The organism is Pseudomonas sp. FeS53a (assembly GCF_000931385.1).
GTDB classification, from domain to species: Bacteria; Pseudomonadota; Gammaproteobacteria; order Pseudomonadales; family Pseudomonadaceae; genus Metapseudomonas; species Metapseudomonas otitidis.
In genome coordinates this window covers 11,791-26,680 of record NZ_JYFT01000011.1, presented here as the reverse complement: position 1 = coordinate 26,680, position 14,890 = coordinate 11,791, and the positions used below count along the sequence as shown (strand labels likewise).

14 protein-coding genes are annotated in these 14,890 nt (G+C 65.8%); 4 read left to right on the top strand and 10 right to left on the bottom strand.

Annotated features, from left to right (window positions below; translation table 11 throughout):
• Positions 1–40 precede the first annotated feature (40 nt).
• The 4 genes from SZ55_RS03805 to SZ55_RS03790 form a co-directional block, all read right to left on the bottom strand.
• A complete protein-coding gene (locus tag SZ55_RS03805; protein ID WP_044401586.1) occupies positions 41–802 on the bottom strand; it encodes a C39 family peptidase in 762 nt (253 codons plus the stop codon).
• A gap of 87 nt (positions 803–889) precedes the next feature.
• Complete coding sequence (locus SZ55_RS03800; RefSeq protein ID WP_044401583.1) at positions 890–1,330, bottom strand: DUF6160 family protein; 441 nt, start codon at positions 1,328–1,330, stop codon at positions 890–892.
• 242 nt (positions 1,331–1,572) lie between these two features.
• A complete protein-coding gene (locus tag SZ55_RS03795) occupies positions 1,573–4,272 on the bottom strand; it encodes a helix-turn-helix transcriptional regulator (protein WP_044401580.1) in 2,700 nt (899 codons plus the stop codon).
• Positions 4,269–6,980, bottom strand: coding sequence for a LuxR C-terminal-related transcriptional regulator (locus SZ55_RS03790; protein WP_236692385.1), 2,712 nt, complete (start codon positions 6,978–6,980; stop codon positions 4,269–4,271). Before SZ55_RS03790 ends, SZ55_RS03795 begins: the two co-directional genes overlap by 4 nt.
• Before the next feature lie 256 nt (positions 6,981–7,236).
• On the opposite strand from SZ55_RS03790, the gene pabB reads away from it, so the two are divergent.
• Positions 7,237–8,577, top strand: coding sequence for an aminodeoxychorismate synthase component I (gene pabB / locus SZ55_RS03785; RefSeq protein WP_044401577.1), 1,341 nt, complete (start codon positions 7,237–7,239; stop codon positions 8,575–8,577).
• A gap of 53 nt (positions 8,578–8,630) precedes the next feature.
• Here pabB and thrH read toward each other — a convergent pair whose 3' ends face one another.
• Entirely contained in the window at positions 8,631–9,248 is a 618-nt protein-coding gene (thrH, locus tag SZ55_RS03780) for a bifunctional phosphoserine phosphatase/homoserine phosphotransferase ThrH (RefSeq protein WP_044402055.1), read from the bottom strand.
• 192 nt (positions 9,249–9,440) lie between these two features.
• Here thrH and SZ55_RS03775 point away from each other — a divergent pair, with 192 nt between their 5' ends.
• The gene (locus tag SZ55_RS03775; protein WP_044401574.1) at positions 9,441–10,175 is read left to right on the top strand and encodes a phosphoadenylyl-sulfate reductase; all 735 of its coding nucleotides are present in this window, start codon (positions 9,441–9,443) and stop codon (positions 10,173–10,175) included.
• A gap of 4 nt (positions 10,176–10,179) precedes the next feature.
• On the top strand, positions 10,180–10,455 hold the full coding sequence (locus SZ55_RS03770; RefSeq protein WP_044401571.1) for a hypothetical protein: 276 nt from the start codon (positions 10,180–10,182) through the stop codon (positions 10,453–10,455).
• 48 nt (positions 10,456–10,503) lie between these two features.
• Here the strand turns inward: SZ55_RS03770 and cysB are convergent, their stop codons facing one another.
• From cysB to SZ55_RS03745, 5 genes are all read right to left on the bottom strand, one after another.
• The gene (gene cysB, locus SZ55_RS03765) at positions 10,504–11,478 is read right to left on the bottom strand and encodes an HTH-type transcriptional regulator CysB (RefSeq protein WP_044401568.1); all 975 of its coding nucleotides are present in this window, start codon (positions 11,476–11,478) and stop codon (positions 10,504–10,506) included.
• Between the two features lie 121 nt (positions 11,479–11,599).
• Positions 11,600–12,100, bottom strand: coding sequence for a universal stress protein (locus SZ55_RS03760; protein WP_044401565.1), 501 nt, complete (start codon positions 12,098–12,100; stop codon positions 11,600–11,602).
• Between the two features lie 43 nt (positions 12,101–12,143).
• Complete coding sequence (locus SZ55_RS03755; protein WP_044401563.1) at positions 12,144–13,046, bottom strand: 5'-nucleotidase; 903 nt, start codon at positions 13,044–13,046, stop codon at positions 12,144–12,146.
• A gap of 9 nt (positions 13,047–13,055) precedes the next feature.
• Positions 13,056–14,015, bottom strand: coding sequence for a putative 2-dehydropantoate 2-reductase (locus SZ55_RS03750; RefSeq protein ID WP_044401560.1), 960 nt, complete (start codon positions 14,013–14,015; stop codon positions 13,056–13,058).
• Complete coding sequence (locus tag SZ55_RS03745) at positions 14,015–14,398, bottom strand: thioredoxin (protein ID WP_044401557.1); 384 nt, start codon at positions 14,396–14,398, stop codon at positions 14,015–14,017. Before SZ55_RS03745 ends, SZ55_RS03750 begins: the two co-directional genes overlap by 1 nt.
• On the opposite strand from SZ55_RS03745, the gene SZ55_RS03740 reads away from it, so the two are divergent.
• Complete coding sequence (locus SZ55_RS03740; protein WP_044401554.1) at positions 14,399–14,818, top strand: PilZ domain-containing protein; 420 nt, start codon at positions 14,399–14,401, stop codon at positions 14,816–14,818.
• Positions 14,819–14,890 lie beyond the last annotated feature (72 nt).

The window sequence follows — 14,890 nt, the reverse complement described above, 5'->3', positions numbered from 1 at the left end:
TCTTCTTTTTACTGGCCGGGACGGCCTGCCGACGGCACGCTCACTTGCGTCGGTAGTAACGGATATCGCCTCCCGAGCCCAACTCGTCCAACTGGTTTTCGGTGAACTTGGTGATCTGCGGAAACTGCTGGAACGCCAGGAGGCTGATGGTCCTGTCATCCACCAGGCGCAGGTCGCGCTCGGTCAGGGCCATCGCGTTACGCGGTTCCGCACCGGTCGGGTAGATCACGAACAGCACGTTCTGGTCCCACACTTCTTCGAATCGGGTGCGGGTGAAGCTGATGTTCCCCAGGGCAGGGTCAGCGATGAACACGTGATCGTTGTAGACGTCGCGCACCACCACGAAATGCTTGAAGCCGCCGTAGTGGATCGGGACCAGCGCCGGGTGCTCCAGCTTGTCGAGGTCCTCGAATTCGGCGCGGAAACCGCCGCTCTTGTAGCCCAGGGCGGTGACGAAGCGCTTCATGTCCAGCAGGGAGAACCCCCTCCGCTCGACGATCTTGTCCGCCTCGCCATAGCGCAGCAGCCCCTCCATCACCTGGCGCTCCTGCAGGTTACGCCCCAGGTAGTAGTCCAGCAGGCTGGTCAATGCGGCCGAGCCACAGCTGTAGTCGTAGGCCTGGCGGATCACATTGCGGAACTGCAACTGGCTCATCGGCTCGATATTCACGGTCTCCCGGTAAGGACCGTTGGGCGCGAGCGACTGCGTCAGGTTCACGGAACCCTGGGGCTGCGGCTTGGTGTCCACGGCCTGGGTGAAGCCGAACAGGCCCAGCAGGCTGCCAACCAGTATCTCGATCATTGCCGTTCCGAATCAGGACTTGCGACAAGGAAGGCCCCGCCGACGGGGCTCGACGGGACCTTCCGGACTACAGGTCGTGCGCGCGGATCAGTGACCCCAGACCTTGATGGTGGTGCCGGCCAGGTTCATGTCGTTGACGGCCAGGGAGCCGATGCTGGCAGCAGTGGCATCACCCATGCGGATGGCGCCGACGCTGAGCTGACCGGTGATGGTCGGCAGGGTGATCTGCAGCTTGTCGTTGCCGCCGGCACCGCCGTCGATCACGTCGACCAGGATCGGAGCGCTGTCGGAGATGTTGAAGCCGGTGAAGGCGATGGTGTCCAGGCGCAGGCTGCCGGAAGCGGAGCCTTCCTTGTCGGTGTAGACGACGCTGCCGATGGTGCCGTTGAAGTTACCGGAGATGCTGATGCCATCCTGACCGGTGACGCCCGAGAGGGCGGAGTCATCCATGGCTTTCAAATCAGCCTGGGCCATGAACGGAGCAGCGAGCACAGCAGCGGCGAGAGCCAGTTGTTTGAAGCTTTTCATTGTTTTTATCTCCAAGATTCTCACAGGTGGGTTGCCCCGGGGGCCTGCCGCCTACCTCCTCATCGGCGACAGTTGGATCGGCCTGGCCGATCTCCATAGCAGGCGCTGCTTCCCTATGCGCTCCCGCTTTGGACTCGGAGCACACAGAGTGCCCCGACCTGATTCCACGTTACCGAGCGCCTGCCCGGCTGCCAGCCCATCCAAGGGATGGAGGATGGCGAGTCGCTACCGCATTGATCTCATCAGGCCTCGCTGAGCAGGCCCAGGCTCTTGCCCTTGAGCACCGCCTGGGTGCGGCTGCGCACGCCCAACTTGGCGAACAGGTTGTGCAAATGCCACTTGATGGTGGCTTCGGAGAGGTGAACCGCCTGGGCGATGTCACGGTTCGACAAGCCGGCCGCCACGAAACGGAGGATCTCCCGCTCCCGGTGGCTGATGTCCTGGTTGTCGTCGAAGGTCTCCGGATCGACGTTGAGGCGGCGGCACTGCTCGCGCAGGTTGTCGGCCAACCCCTGCCAGACCCCGGCCCGCTTGGGCTCGGCAGCACGCCAGGCCTCCCACAACGGCAGCAACCAGAGCGCGTCGTCCTGGAACAGGCGCCGGTAGCCCCGGTTCCAGGCCTCTTCCAGCACGGGCTGGAACAGGGCGAATGCCTTGTCGCTGTTACCCTTGCGCCAGTACGCCACGGAAAGTAACAGCGACAGGCGCAGGCGGCGGTCACGCTGGTGTTCCGCGCCCTGCCGCGCCAGGCAGGCCTCCAGCACGGACTGGGCCTTCTCCGGCCGGCGCTCACTGAGGGCGAGCCGTGCCTGGGAGAGCGCCAGCACCGTATGGGCGTCGGCATAACGGGCCTGGGACAACGGCGCCAGGTGGCGTTCCAGCTGCAGGCAGACCCGCTCGGCCTCGTTGGGCCGGCGCAACCAGAGCAGGAACTGCACCTTGCAACTCATGCCGTGGGCGAAGACCCGCTCGTAGCCAGGGCCCTGAAGCCCAGCGAGCCAGTCGTCCAGTTGATTGAGAGCCAGCTCCGACTCACCGGCGAAGAACCGCGCCCGCGCCATCACCAACTGACCACGGCTGATCAGCTCCACCGGCGTAGCCACGTCGCGCCAGGTGGTGGCCAGGGGCAGTTCGGCCAGCACGGCGGCGTGGCGGTCCTGTTCGTAGAGCAGGTCGGCGTAGGCCAGCACCAGTGGCCCGCCGACCCGGCTGCGGCGGCCGAACACGCGCTCGACACGGCCCCGGGCGACTTCGGCGATGGAGCGCCCACGCTCCAGTTCGCCACTCTCCTTGCAGATCAGCGACTCGATCAGGCTGGTCATGACGTGCAGGTACTCGCTGTCCACCAGGCGCAGGCACTCCCGCGCTGCGGCAATGGAGCCGGCGGCATCACCGAATTCCCCCAGCAACGCATAGGCCGCCGCCTGCACGCAGGCGAGGCTGGCGCGGAACACCGGCTGGTTGTCCGGCACCATGGCCAGCCACTGTCGGGCCACCTTGAGGCAGGCTTCCAGCTTGTCCTGGTAGAGCAGCACCAGGGCCTTGAGCACCTGGGACGCGGCCAGCAGCTCGCCGAGCCCGAAGTGGATGACCTTGCCGCGCCCTTGCAGCAGGCGCGTGCTGACTTCCTCGATCAGCGCCTCGGACTCGGCGAACTTCTGCTCGAAGGCCAGCTGCCAGGCGTAGAAGATCTGGAACACCGGGTGCTCGCGGATCACCTCCGCCGGCACGTCCTTGAGCATGGAGAGGATGCCGTAGACCCGGTTGCCGGCGATGAGCCGTGCGCCCTGGCGCTCCAGCAACTCGGCAGCAAAGGCGAAATCCCGGCCTCTCAGGGCGTACTTGATGGCCCGGTCGGGCAGGTCATGGCTTTCGCACCAGCGGGCGGCGGCGTGCAGCAAGGTCGCGCTGTCGCCGTGTCGCGCCAAGCGCCCCTGGAGGAACTCGGCGAACAGGTGGTGGTAGCGGAACCACTCGCCCTGCTCGTCCAGGGCGATGACGAAGAGCTGCTCGCGCTGCAGGCGCATCAGCATGTCCAGGCCGTCACGCCGGCCGGTCAGGGCGTTGCACAGGTCGGCACAGAACTCGTCCAGCACCGAGGTCTGGTCGAGGAACTGCTGCAAGGTCACCGGCAGGCTGTTGACCACGTCCTCGGCCAGGTAGTCGGCGATGTTGCGCTCAGTGCCGCTGAGGCTGGCGAGGAAGGCCGCGCGATCGGGATGCCGCGCCAGCGCCAGGCTGGCCAGGTGCAGGGCGGTGATCCAGCCCTCGGTGCGTGCGTGCAGCTGCTTGAGCTCGCTGCGGCTGAGTTCCAGCGGGCGCACATCGCGGAAGTAGGCTTCGGTCTCCTCCAGGGACAGGCGCAGGTCCTCGGCCTGGAGCATGAAGGCTTCGTTCTCGACGAACAGGCTGCGCGGGGTGAAGCGGGTGCTGCTGATCAGGTGCACGTTGCGGGGCAGGCGCTCCACCAGGTGGCGGGCACCCTGCTCCAGGCTGGCGTGGCGAATGCGGTGGAAGTCGTCGAGCATCAGGTACAGCTCGCCCTCCAGGCGCTGCAGGTCGCTGACGAAGGCGTCGATGATGGCCTCCACCGGCCAGTTCACTTCCCCGCAGAGCAGGCCGGCGGTGTTGGCGCCGAAACCGGGGATCACCGCCTCGACGGCAGCCACCAGGTACTGCAGCAGGCGCTGCGGCTCGCTGTCCGACTCGTCGCAGGAGAGCCAGGCGACCCGCGCGCCCTCGCGCTGCAGGGCCTCGCGGAACAGACTGAGCACGGTGCTCTTGCCGAAGCCGGCCGGCGCGCTGAGCACCAGCACGCGGCGCTCGCGCGCCTCCCACAGGCGGTCGATCAGCGCCTGGCGCGGCAGGCGCGGCTGCCCGCCGACTTCCGGCGGGTAGAGCTTGGTGCGCAGCAGGTGGAACGGCTGGCTGACGCTGCTCACTGCAGCAGCCCCAGTTCCCGGGCCCGACGGATGGCCTGGGTGCGATTGCGCACCTTGAGCTTCTCGTAGATGTTGTGCAGGTGCCATTTGACGGTCCCCAGGGCCAGCGAGAGCTGCTGGCCGATCTCCTCATTGGAAAGCCCTTCGGCGGCCAGCAGCACGACCTCGCGCTCACGCTCGGTCAGCCCCTCCTCCAGCACGTCCTGGGCCTTGCGTACGTCCTGCCCCGGCCAGATGGCCAGCAATTCGCGGATGAAGCCCTGCAGGGAGGGCTGGCGCTCGGCTGCCTCCAGCTGTTGCAGCAGCAGTCGGATAGCGTCGCCCTCTTCGACGAACAGGCTGCGGATGCCTTCGCGCTCGGCACTCAGCAGGCATTGCACCAGCAGGCTGTGGGCGCGCTCCTGGTAGCCGAGGCGCTGGTAGCTCAGCGCTGCCAGCAGGTCGAGCCGCAAGCGCTGCAGGCCGTGCCAGCCGGGCAGCAGTTGGGCGCGCAACTGGTTGATCTCGTGCAGTGCCTCACTGTAGTGCCCCCGCGCCTGCTGCAGGCGCACCCGCAGCAGGCCCTGGGTCCAGAGCACCGGGTTGAAGCCGCGGCGGGCGTAGTCGGCGGCGAGCTTGTCCCAGTCCACGGTCTTGAGGCGCTGCTCGGCGCGCTTGATGCGGTCGGTGGCCGGCTCCTGGAGGATCAGCGTCACCTCGTCGGCCACCGCCTGGGCATAGAAGCGCCAGGACTGGTTGCGTGCGGCGAGGTTCTGCATCAGCACCAGGGTGGCCTGGGCCTCCTTGGAGCGGTCCTGCATACGCTGGACACGGGCGAGGAACAGCATGCCCTGGGCGTAGATGTCGATCGGCTTGATCACGTCGACATGCCCGAGGGCCCAGCGCAGGCGCTCCTCCAGGCCGTCCAGGCGGCCCTGGTGGTAGGCGATCAGCGCTTCGATGATGGCGGGTAGGGCCAGGGCACGGGAGCGCTCGTCGAACAGCGGCACCAGGCGCGCGCGCATCTGCTCGTGGAGCAGCTGTGCCTGCTTGACCTGACCCTGCTCCAGGGCGAGCAACACCTCGACGTTGCCCAGTTGCATGTCGAGGTAGCGCCCTTCGAGGAAGTGGTTGCGTTGCTGCGCCAGGGCCAGCAAGCGGCGGGCCTGGTCGGGCTGGGCGAGGATCGACAGCGCCAGGGCGCCGATGACCAGCATGGCCACTTCGAGGAAGGCCTCGTTCTGGCCCAGGTGGCCTTCGACCTTGCGCGCCAGGGTCACGCACAGGTCGAGATCGTCCTTCTGCAAGGCGATGGCGGCCTTGACCGCCAGGGCTGCCAGGTATTTGTCGCTGAGGGGAGCCTGGCCGCCCTCCCCGCCCCAGCGGGCGAGCAGGTCGTCGAGCATCTGGTTGGCTTCGGGCAGCGCCAGTTCGGTGGCGCGGTTCCACACATCGGCCAGCACCAGGGTGGGGTAGCGCGCGGCGATGTCGTCCGGCACCTGCTGGCGCCAGCGGTAGATCTGATTGAGCTGACCGCGGTTGATCAGCTCCAGGCCGCAACCATCCACCAGGGCCGCGAGCATCTCGGGGTCCTCGGCCAGGCAGGCGTGCTCGATGGCGAGGTTCTGCATGTGGTGGTTGGTGAACCACAGGCTGGCGTTGAAGTGCAGCTGCTGGAAGCGATCCGGGTCGCGGGCGCGCAGCCGGCCCCGGAGGAAGTCGGCGAACAGGTGGTGGAAGCGGTACCACTGGCGCTCGCGGTCCAGGGGCAGGAGGAACAGCTGCATGGTCTCCAGCCGCTCCAGCAGGGCCTGGCCATCGCTGCGCCCGGTGAGGGCATTGGCCAGGTCGCCACTGAGCTGGCTGGCGATGCCCAGGGCCAGCAGGGCTTCCTGCAGGTCGGCGGGCAGCTGCTCGAACACGGAGGTGAGCAGGTAGTCACCCACGGCGGCCTGATCGGCACCCAGGGTCTGCACCTGCTCGGCGGCCTGGGGCTGGTGGCGCAGCCAGAGGCTGGCCAGGTGCACGCCGATCATCCAGCCCTCGGTGCGCTGGTGCAGTGCGGCCAGGGTGGCGTCGTCCAACACGACGCCACTGCGCTCCAGGTAGGCACGAGTCTCGTCCTCGGTGAGGCGCAATTCGTCCAGCCCCACTTCCAGCAGCCAGCCCTTGGCCCGCAGGGTGGCCAGGTTCATCGGCGGCAGGGAGCGACTGCCGACAGCCAGGCTGAAACCCGGTGGCGCCAGCTTCACCAATCGGCTCAGGGCATTGAAGATTTCGGCATCGGTGACCAGGTGCAGGTCGTCCAGCACCAGCAGCAACGGCTGGTCGAGGGCGGAAAGCCCCACCAGCAGACTCTCCAGCACCGCCGCGACGGGCACTTGCATGGTGTTCTGCAGGAAGGCGCGGGCAGGATCGGCCAGGCCGGGCACAGCCTCGTCCAGCGCATGACTGAGCTTCAGGAAGAAACGCGCGGGATCGTCGTCCTCGCTGCCCAGCGAGAGCCAGGCCACGAGGCTGCCGGCCTGCCGACGTTGTTCGGCAAGCGAAGCCAGGGCGGTGCTCTTGCCGAAACCGGCCGGAGCCGAGAACAGCAGCAGTCGAGCTTGAGGGTATGCCGCCATGGCCGCCTGGATCTGCGGTCGTGGCAAATGGCCGGCAGACGCCTGGGGCGTCATCGTTTGCGAGCGCAAGAAGCTGCCGGCTGCGGGGTCGAGAACTGCATCCACGGCCTGTATCCCTGTGTCTTTATCATTGTGGGACGGGGAGTTCCCCCCGCGGGACCTGTCCATAATTATCAGAATGCAATTCCTGCGTAAACTTGGGAAATCGCTCTAGCATCGACTCTACAGCCGTACCTGAGGCGGTCTTGAAAATGTCCGTTTCACCCTGGCAAGCATGCCGCGTCCGGGGCGGCTACAAGGCAAAATTGGAACTTTTTCAGAGTTTCCCTAGAATCCGCTGTCGCCCTGCTTGCCTTGCCCTATGCCCAACTGCCTCGTACACCCCCTGCCCTATCACGAAGACCCGGGAATGCGCTTCTCACGCATCCGCCATGCACCCGGGGCGGTGCTGCTGGACGCGGGGCGACCCGGCGCCAGCCGTGGACGCTATGACCTATTCAGCGCCTGGCCATTGGCAGAACTTGCGCCGGGCGACGACGAATCGGCCAACGACTTCGCTGATCGCCTCCGCACGGCGCTACGCCAGTTGGGGCGCTGCGAAGCGCCGGACGGCGTAGAGCTGCCATTCACGGGCGGATTGATCGGCTATTTCGCCTATGACTTCGGCCGCCGCCTGGAGTGCCTGCCTGCACAGGCCCAGGACGACCTGGCGCTGCCCGACGCCCGACTGGGCCTGTATGCCTGGGCACTGGTGAGCGACCATGAGCGGCGCACCAGCCAACTGGTCTTCCACCCTGCACTCGCCGATGACGAACGCACTCGGCTTATCCAATTGCTGAGCGAGCCGACAGCGCAGCCAGCAGGCACCTTCCGCCTCAAGGCACCCTTCGCGGGCTGCATCAGCGAGGCGGATTACCGTCGGGGCATCGAACGCATCCTGGACTACATCCGCGCCGGGGACTGCTACCAGGTGAACTTCACCCAACGCTTCCAGGCTCCCTGCGACGGCGACCCCTGGGGCGCCTACCTGGCGCTGCGCGGCGCCTGTCCGACGCCCTTCTCGGGCTACCTGGCGCTGGAAGCCGGTGCAATCGTCAGCCTGTCCCCCGAACGCTTCATCCGCTTGAGCCAGGGCCAGGTGGAGACCCGCCCGATCAAGGGCACGCGCCCGCGCGGCCTGACCCCGGACGAGGACCTGGCACAGGCCGACGACCTGCTTGGCAGCCCGAAGGACCGCGCGGAGAACCTGATGATCGTCGACCTCCTGCGCAACGACCTCGGGCGCAGCTGCCGCATCGGCAGCGTGAGGGTGCCGGAGCTGTTCGCGCTGGAGAGCTACCCCAACGTCCATCACCTGGTCAGCGCCGTTCGCGGCGAGCTGGCCGAAGGCAAGGACGCGCTGGACCTGCTGGCGGGCAGCTTCCCCGGCGGCTCCATCACCGGGGCGCCGAAGATCCGCGCGATGGAGATCATCGACGAGCTGGAGCCGACGCGCCGCTCGATCTACTGCGGCTCGCTGCTGTACCTGGACGTGCGGGGGGAGATGGACAGCTCCATCGCCATCCGCACCCTGCTGGTGAAGGACGGCCAGGCGAGCTGCTGGGGCGGCGGCGGCATCGTGGCCGACTCGGACTGGCAGGCGGAGTACCGCGAGTCGATCACCAAGGTCCAGGTCCTGCTGCGTACCCTGGAAGCGCTGTAGGCCGGGGCCAGAGACAGAAAAGCCCGCTTGCGCGGGCTTTTTCATGGCTGGGCTCAGAGGCTCAGCGGGCGGTTGGACGCCTTGAGGAACTCGCGCTTGAGGTCCTCGTAGGTGTGCACCGCCGGGAACTGCGGGAACTCGCGGATGACGTTCTCCGGTGCGTGGAAGAGGATGCCGGCATGGGCCTCGGAGAGCATGGTGGTGTCGTTGTACGAGTCGCCGGCGGCGATCACGCGGTAGTAGAGGCTCTTGAAGGCGATCACGGACTGACGCTTCGGGTCCTTCTGGCGCAGCTGGTAGCCGACGACGCGGTCGGTCTCGTCGGTGATCAGGCGGTGGCACAGCAGGGTCGGGAAGCCCAGCTGGCGCATCAGCGGCTGGGAGAACTCGTAGAAGGTGTCGGAAAGGATGACCACCTGGAAGCGCTCACGCAGCCAGTCGACGAACTCCACCGCGCCGTCCAGCGGCTTGAGGGTGGCGATCACTTCCTGGATGTCAGACAGCTTCAGGCCGTGCTCGTCAAGGATGCGCAGGCGCTGCTTCATCAGCACGTCGTAGTCGGGGATGTCGCGGGTGGTGGCCTTGAGCGCTTCGATTCCGGTTTTTTCGGCGAAGGCGATCCAGATTTCAGGAACCAGCACACCTTCAAGGTCGAGACAGGCGATTTCCACGAGCATTTCCCCGTTATTGGCTTGTAAAGGAGGCGGCACTCTAGCCTTTCCCTCGCTGGGCACGCAACGCGGGGTCTTATACCCGAAATAGGCAGTCCACCTTCCGTATGGTTATTTAGGCGCATAAATGGCTTTTGCTACCATCCGCCGCCACAGAGCGCGTAGCGCCGTAGCCAGTAGGAAGTCCGCCTGATGAGCCATCCCTTCGACGTCACCGACATTGCTGCGTCCTACGCCAGCAAATCCCCCCAGGAAATCCTCAAGTTCGCCTTCGAGCAGTTTGGCGACGACCTGTGGATCTCGTTCAGCGGCGCCGAGGACGTGGTCCTGGTGGACATGGCCTGGAAGCTGAACAAGAACGTGAAGGTGTTCAGCCTGGATACCGGCCGCCTGCACCCGGAGACCTACCGCTTCATCGACAAGGTCCGCGAGCACTACGGCATCGCCATCGAGGTGCTCTCCCCCGACGCCGCCAAGCTGGAGCCCTTCGTCCGTGAGAAGGGTCTGTTCAGCTTCTATAAGGACGGCCACGAGGAATGCTGCGGCATCCGCAAGATCGCGCCGCTGCGACGCAAGCTCTCGGGCGTCAGCGCCTGGGCCACCGGCCAGCGCCGCGACCAGAGCCCCGGCACCCGCAGCAAGGTGGCTGCCGTGGAAGTGGACGGTACCTTCTCCACGCCGGAGAAGCCTCTCTACAAGTTCAACCCCTTGGCGCAGATGAGCAGCGAAGAGGTCTGGGCCTACATCCGCATGCTGGAGATCCCCTACAACCCGCTGCACGAGCGCGGTTTCATCAGCATCGGCTGCGAGCCCTGCACTCGCCCGGTGCTGCCCAACCAGCATGAGCGCGAAGGCCGCTGGTGGTGGGAGGAAGCCACCCAGAAGGAATGCGGGCTGCACGCGGGCAACCTGATCGCCCGGGAGTGACAGAATGCGCATCACCCTGGTGACCAAGGTCCTGGCCGATGGAACGGCCTGTGCCAAGTGCAAGGATGTGATGCGGCTGCTGGAACGGGGCAACCACCTGTCGCGCATCGACCGCACCCTGGTGGCGGACGAGCGCGACCCTGCCGGCCCGGGCTGGATCGCGGCGCAGCTCTACGGCGTGGACAGCGCCCCCTTCTTCGTGGTGCGAACGGACGACGGCCACGAGCGGGTCTACACCGTCTTCCACGAATTCCTCCACGAGGTCCTGGAGGCAGGCTGAAACGAACAAGCCCGGCGATTGCCGGGCTTGTTCGTTGATGGGGACGAATCAGTAGGTGGGCAGCTCGACGTCCTGGAACAGTTCGTCCAGCTCCACCTTGTTGTGGCACTGCACGGCCTTGGCGAGCATCTCGCGGGTCAGGTGGGGAGCGAACTTCTCGATGAAGTCGCACATGAAGCCGCGCAGGAAGGTGCCACGGCGGAAACCGATCTTGGTCACGCTGGACTCGAACAGTTCGCTGGCGTCCAGCACCACAAGGTCGCTGTCCAGCTTCGCATCGACCGCCATCTTCGCCACGATGCCGACGCCCAGGCCCAGGCGCACGTAAGTCTTGATCACGTCCGCGTCAGCCGCGGTGAACACCACCTTGGGCGTGAGGCCGCGGTGGCTGAAGGCTTCGTCCAGCTTGGAGCGCCCGGTGAACCCGAATACGTAGGTGACGATGGGATGCTCCGCCAGGGCTTCCAGGGTCAGCTTCGGCAGCTTGGCCAGGGGGTGGCCCTGGGGCACGATCACGCAGCGGTTCCAGCGGTAGCAGGGCATCATCACCAGGTCGCCGAACAGCTCCAGGGCTTCGGTGGCAATGGCGAAGTCGACAGTACCATCGGCGGCCATCTCGGCGATCTGCATCGGGGTGCCCTGGTGCATGTGCAGAGACACATCGGGGTACTGGCGGATGAAGCTGCTGATCACCGGCGGCAGCGCATAGCGCGCCTGGGTGTGGGTGGTGGCGATGGAGAGGGTGCCCTTCTTCTCGTTGGAGAACTCCTGGGCGATCTGCTTGATGCTTTCGACCTTGCGGAGGATCTCGCCGGCCGTGTTGATGATCCGCTCCCCGGCGGGTGTCACGCGGGTCAGGTGCTTGCCGCTGCGGGCGAAGACCTCGACACCCAGCTCGTCTTCGAGCAGGCGGATCTGCTTGCTGATACCCGGCTGCGAGGTATAGAGGCTCTGCGCGGTGGCTGAGACGTTCAGGTCGTGGTGCGCCACCTCCCAGATGTAGCGCAGTTGCTGAAGCTTCATAGATGTCCCTCAGAGCAGATGGCGACGCGTAGGTGGTCGGTGACCTTTTATAACCATATTAATGGTTTGAGGGTTAAAACTAGACGTTTTTTTATTTCCTGCACGCTCTTTCGTCGGCGTATCAGAACTCGCCGCGCCCGCGGTGCTGGAGCATCGGAACCAGGTAGACCGGCACCTCGGAGAGCTGCACCAGACGGGAGGCGGTACGACCGAGGGGCGTCTCGAGCGCAGCGCCGTGACTGTGACTGCCTACGACCAGCAGATCGACGCCAAGTTTCTGGGCCTCCTCGAGAATCATCTGCGGCGGGTCCCCCTGCACCACCCGGACGGCCTTGATCAGGCTCAGCTCATTCTCCGCATCGCCGATCTCGTCACGAAAACCCTCGAGAACCCGCTGCTCGATGCTGGCCATCACCGTGCCCAGGCCCTGGGCACGCAACTCCTTTAGCAAGGTCTCGTCCAGGTATGTCTGCAGGACGGATTCGGCGAACAGCCCGAGGGGCTCCACCGCGTGCACCACGTAGAGTTCGGCCCTGTGGGCCTTGGCGAGGGAAAGGGCATGTTGAAGGACATAGGGCGAGTACAACCCGAGGTCGGTCGCATAGAGGATCGAGCGAATCATGAGGCCTCCTACTGCCTGCTTGGCGGGCCTCGCATCAGCTTAGTCAGATCTTCGGCTCGTTGCTCACGCCATGCGGTACATGCCCGGTGGCGACCACTTCGCGGGCTTTCTCGCAATGGCCGGCCTGGTCGTCGAAGAATACATCGGCGCCAAAGGCATCGAGAATAGCGGACTTCTCGAGCCCGCCCAGGAAGAACGACTCGTCCAGGCGGATGTCCCAGTCGCGCAGGGTGCGGATCACCCGCTCATGGGCCGGAGCGGAGCGCGCGGTGACCAGCGCGGTACGAATCGGGCAGCCATCCACGGGCAATTCGCGCTGCAACTGGTTGAGCGCCGAGAGGAAGGGTTTGAACGGCCCACCGTCCAGCGGCCTCAATGCTGCCTCACGCTCGTGGGCCTGGAATGCAGCCAGCCCGCCGGACTGGTAGACGCGCTCAGCGTCATCGGCGAACAGCACGGCGTCGCCATCGAAGGCAATGCGCAACTCGCTGCTGGATGCCCTGCGTGGCGCGCCGGGGAGAATGGTCGCCGCGGCAAAACCTGCCTGCAACGCCACCCGGACGTCCTCCACATGGGTGGAGAGGAACAGGTGGCAGCCAAAGGCCTTCAGGTAAGGCCCGGGGCTGCGCCCACCGGAGAACGCCGCCCGGGAAATCGCCAGGCCGTGCTTCTGGATCGAATTGAACGCCCGCAGGCCGGTGTCGGCGCTATTGCGCGAGACCAGGATCACCTCTACCCGCGCCTGGCCGAGCTGCTCATTGAGGGCCAGCAACTTGTGCACCAGGGGAAAGGCATCACCCGGCTCCAGCAGCTCGTCTTCATGTTCGATCTGGTACTGGCGATAGGCTTCGATCCCTTCCGACTCGTAGACGCGATGGCTCTCATCGAGGTCGAACAGTGCCCGGGAGGAAATCGCCAGCACCAGCTTGTCGTTCAGCGCGCTCATCCTGGCGACTCACTCGGTGCGGTTGCGGGCATCGATGAAACGCAGCGCCTGGTAAAGCGCCCGGATTCGCGGGAGGTGACACCCTGCTGCTTCCGCAGCAGCCAGGGGGGCCGCATAGATGGCCTCGAGTTCAAGAGGCCGCCGCTGCACGTGGTCGTGGTACATGCTGGGCAGGTAGTCGGGCATGCGGTCCGTCGAGGCCAGCAACTTGCCAGCAAAGCCCTCCGGCAGGGTATGCCCGCAGGCCACGGCGCCCTCCACCACTTCCTGCATCAACGCCTGGATCAGCGCGCGGCTGTCCGGGTTGCCCATCAACGCGGTAGTGCCCGCATTGAGCACAACGGAAAGGCCGTTGTAGGGAACGTTCCACACCAACTTCTGCCAGCGCGCCTGTTCAAGGCTGGGCATGGCGGTGGAGTCCAGTCCGGCAGCCCTGAAGAAGGCCACCCCCTCCTCGAGAAGGGCCATGCGCTCGGCGGCGTCGGTCGCGGGCCCGCTGTGGTAGCCGAGGTTCACGGCCCCCAGAGACTGGTGTACCACGTGCCCCGGGGCCTCGCGGTGGACGCAGATGTAACAGAGCCCGCCCAGCAGGTTGAGGTGCGCGGGCAGCAGGGGGCGCAATGCCTCCTCCACCCCAAGGCCGTTCTGCAACAGCACCACCCGGGCGCCCGGCGCAGCGACCTGGCTGATCAACGGTGCCAGCTCGGCATTGCTGGTGGTCTTCGCCCCCACCAGCAGCCAGTCGCACGGGGGCATCGCCGCCGCATCCCGGTAGGCGTTCACCGGGTGCAGCGCCAGCTCGCCATGAACGGCACTGGACAGGCGCAGCCCCTGGCGGCTCACGGTCTCGTATTCACTGCGAAGGAGGAAATGCACATCGAATCCGGCGCGGGCAAGCAGCAGCCCGTAGAAACCGCCAATGGCGCCGGTGCCGATGATGCCGATGCGGGGGGATGGGGTCGAACTCATCAGGGCAGCTCCTCAGCCTGGCGCTGGTGGGCAGTCGCCAGATTCTCGTTCAGGTCAGCGTCCCGCAACGTACTGTGCAGGGCGCCAAGAAATTGGCCATCCCGCACCAGGAACAGAGCGGGAAGGTGGAATACCTCGTAGCGCTGGACCAGGCCACCATTATCGGCGGCGTCTATCCAGCACAATCGGTCGACGGCCAGGTCGAAGCTGGGCAAATGGCGGCGCGCCCACCGGCAACTGGCACAGCCTATGCTGGTGAATATCAGCAGGGAGGTTCCGGGCAGACTGAGCAGACGCTGATCAGCGTCGAAGTCGCTCAACTCGATTTCATGCAAGCCGCATCCTCCAACCGGGCCAGACCACTGGCACAAGGGAGTACTCATATGCGCCGATTCCTGCGTCACCCCAGCGACCTACCGGTCGAACTGGTTCTGCGCAAGCACAACTTCCTGCCGCGACAGCGGCTGCACAATATCAGCCTCGGCGGGGTGGCGTGCAACTCCACGAGGGGCTTCCGCAAGGGCACGGCAATCGAGCTGCGAATCCCCCTGCTGGGTGAGCAGGCCAACTGCCCAGGGGTCGTGGCCTGGTGCCGCAAGCAGCCGGACGACTACCTCGTCGGCATCTGCTTCACCGACGAGGAGTCCCTGTTCCGCGCCCGCATGGTGGAGCAGGTCTGCCAGATCGAGGCCTACCGCAAGCAGCGCGAGGCGGAGTCGGGCGAAACGCAGCCCATCGAGCAGATCGCCGAAGAGTGGATTACCCAGCATGCCACCGAGTTCTCGGCCGCCAGCCTGAACTGACCGCTTCCGTCCAATTGCGACCTTGGCGCCATTGTCTAGCCACTGCCTAAAGCGTTAAGGTTCCGCGTCCCT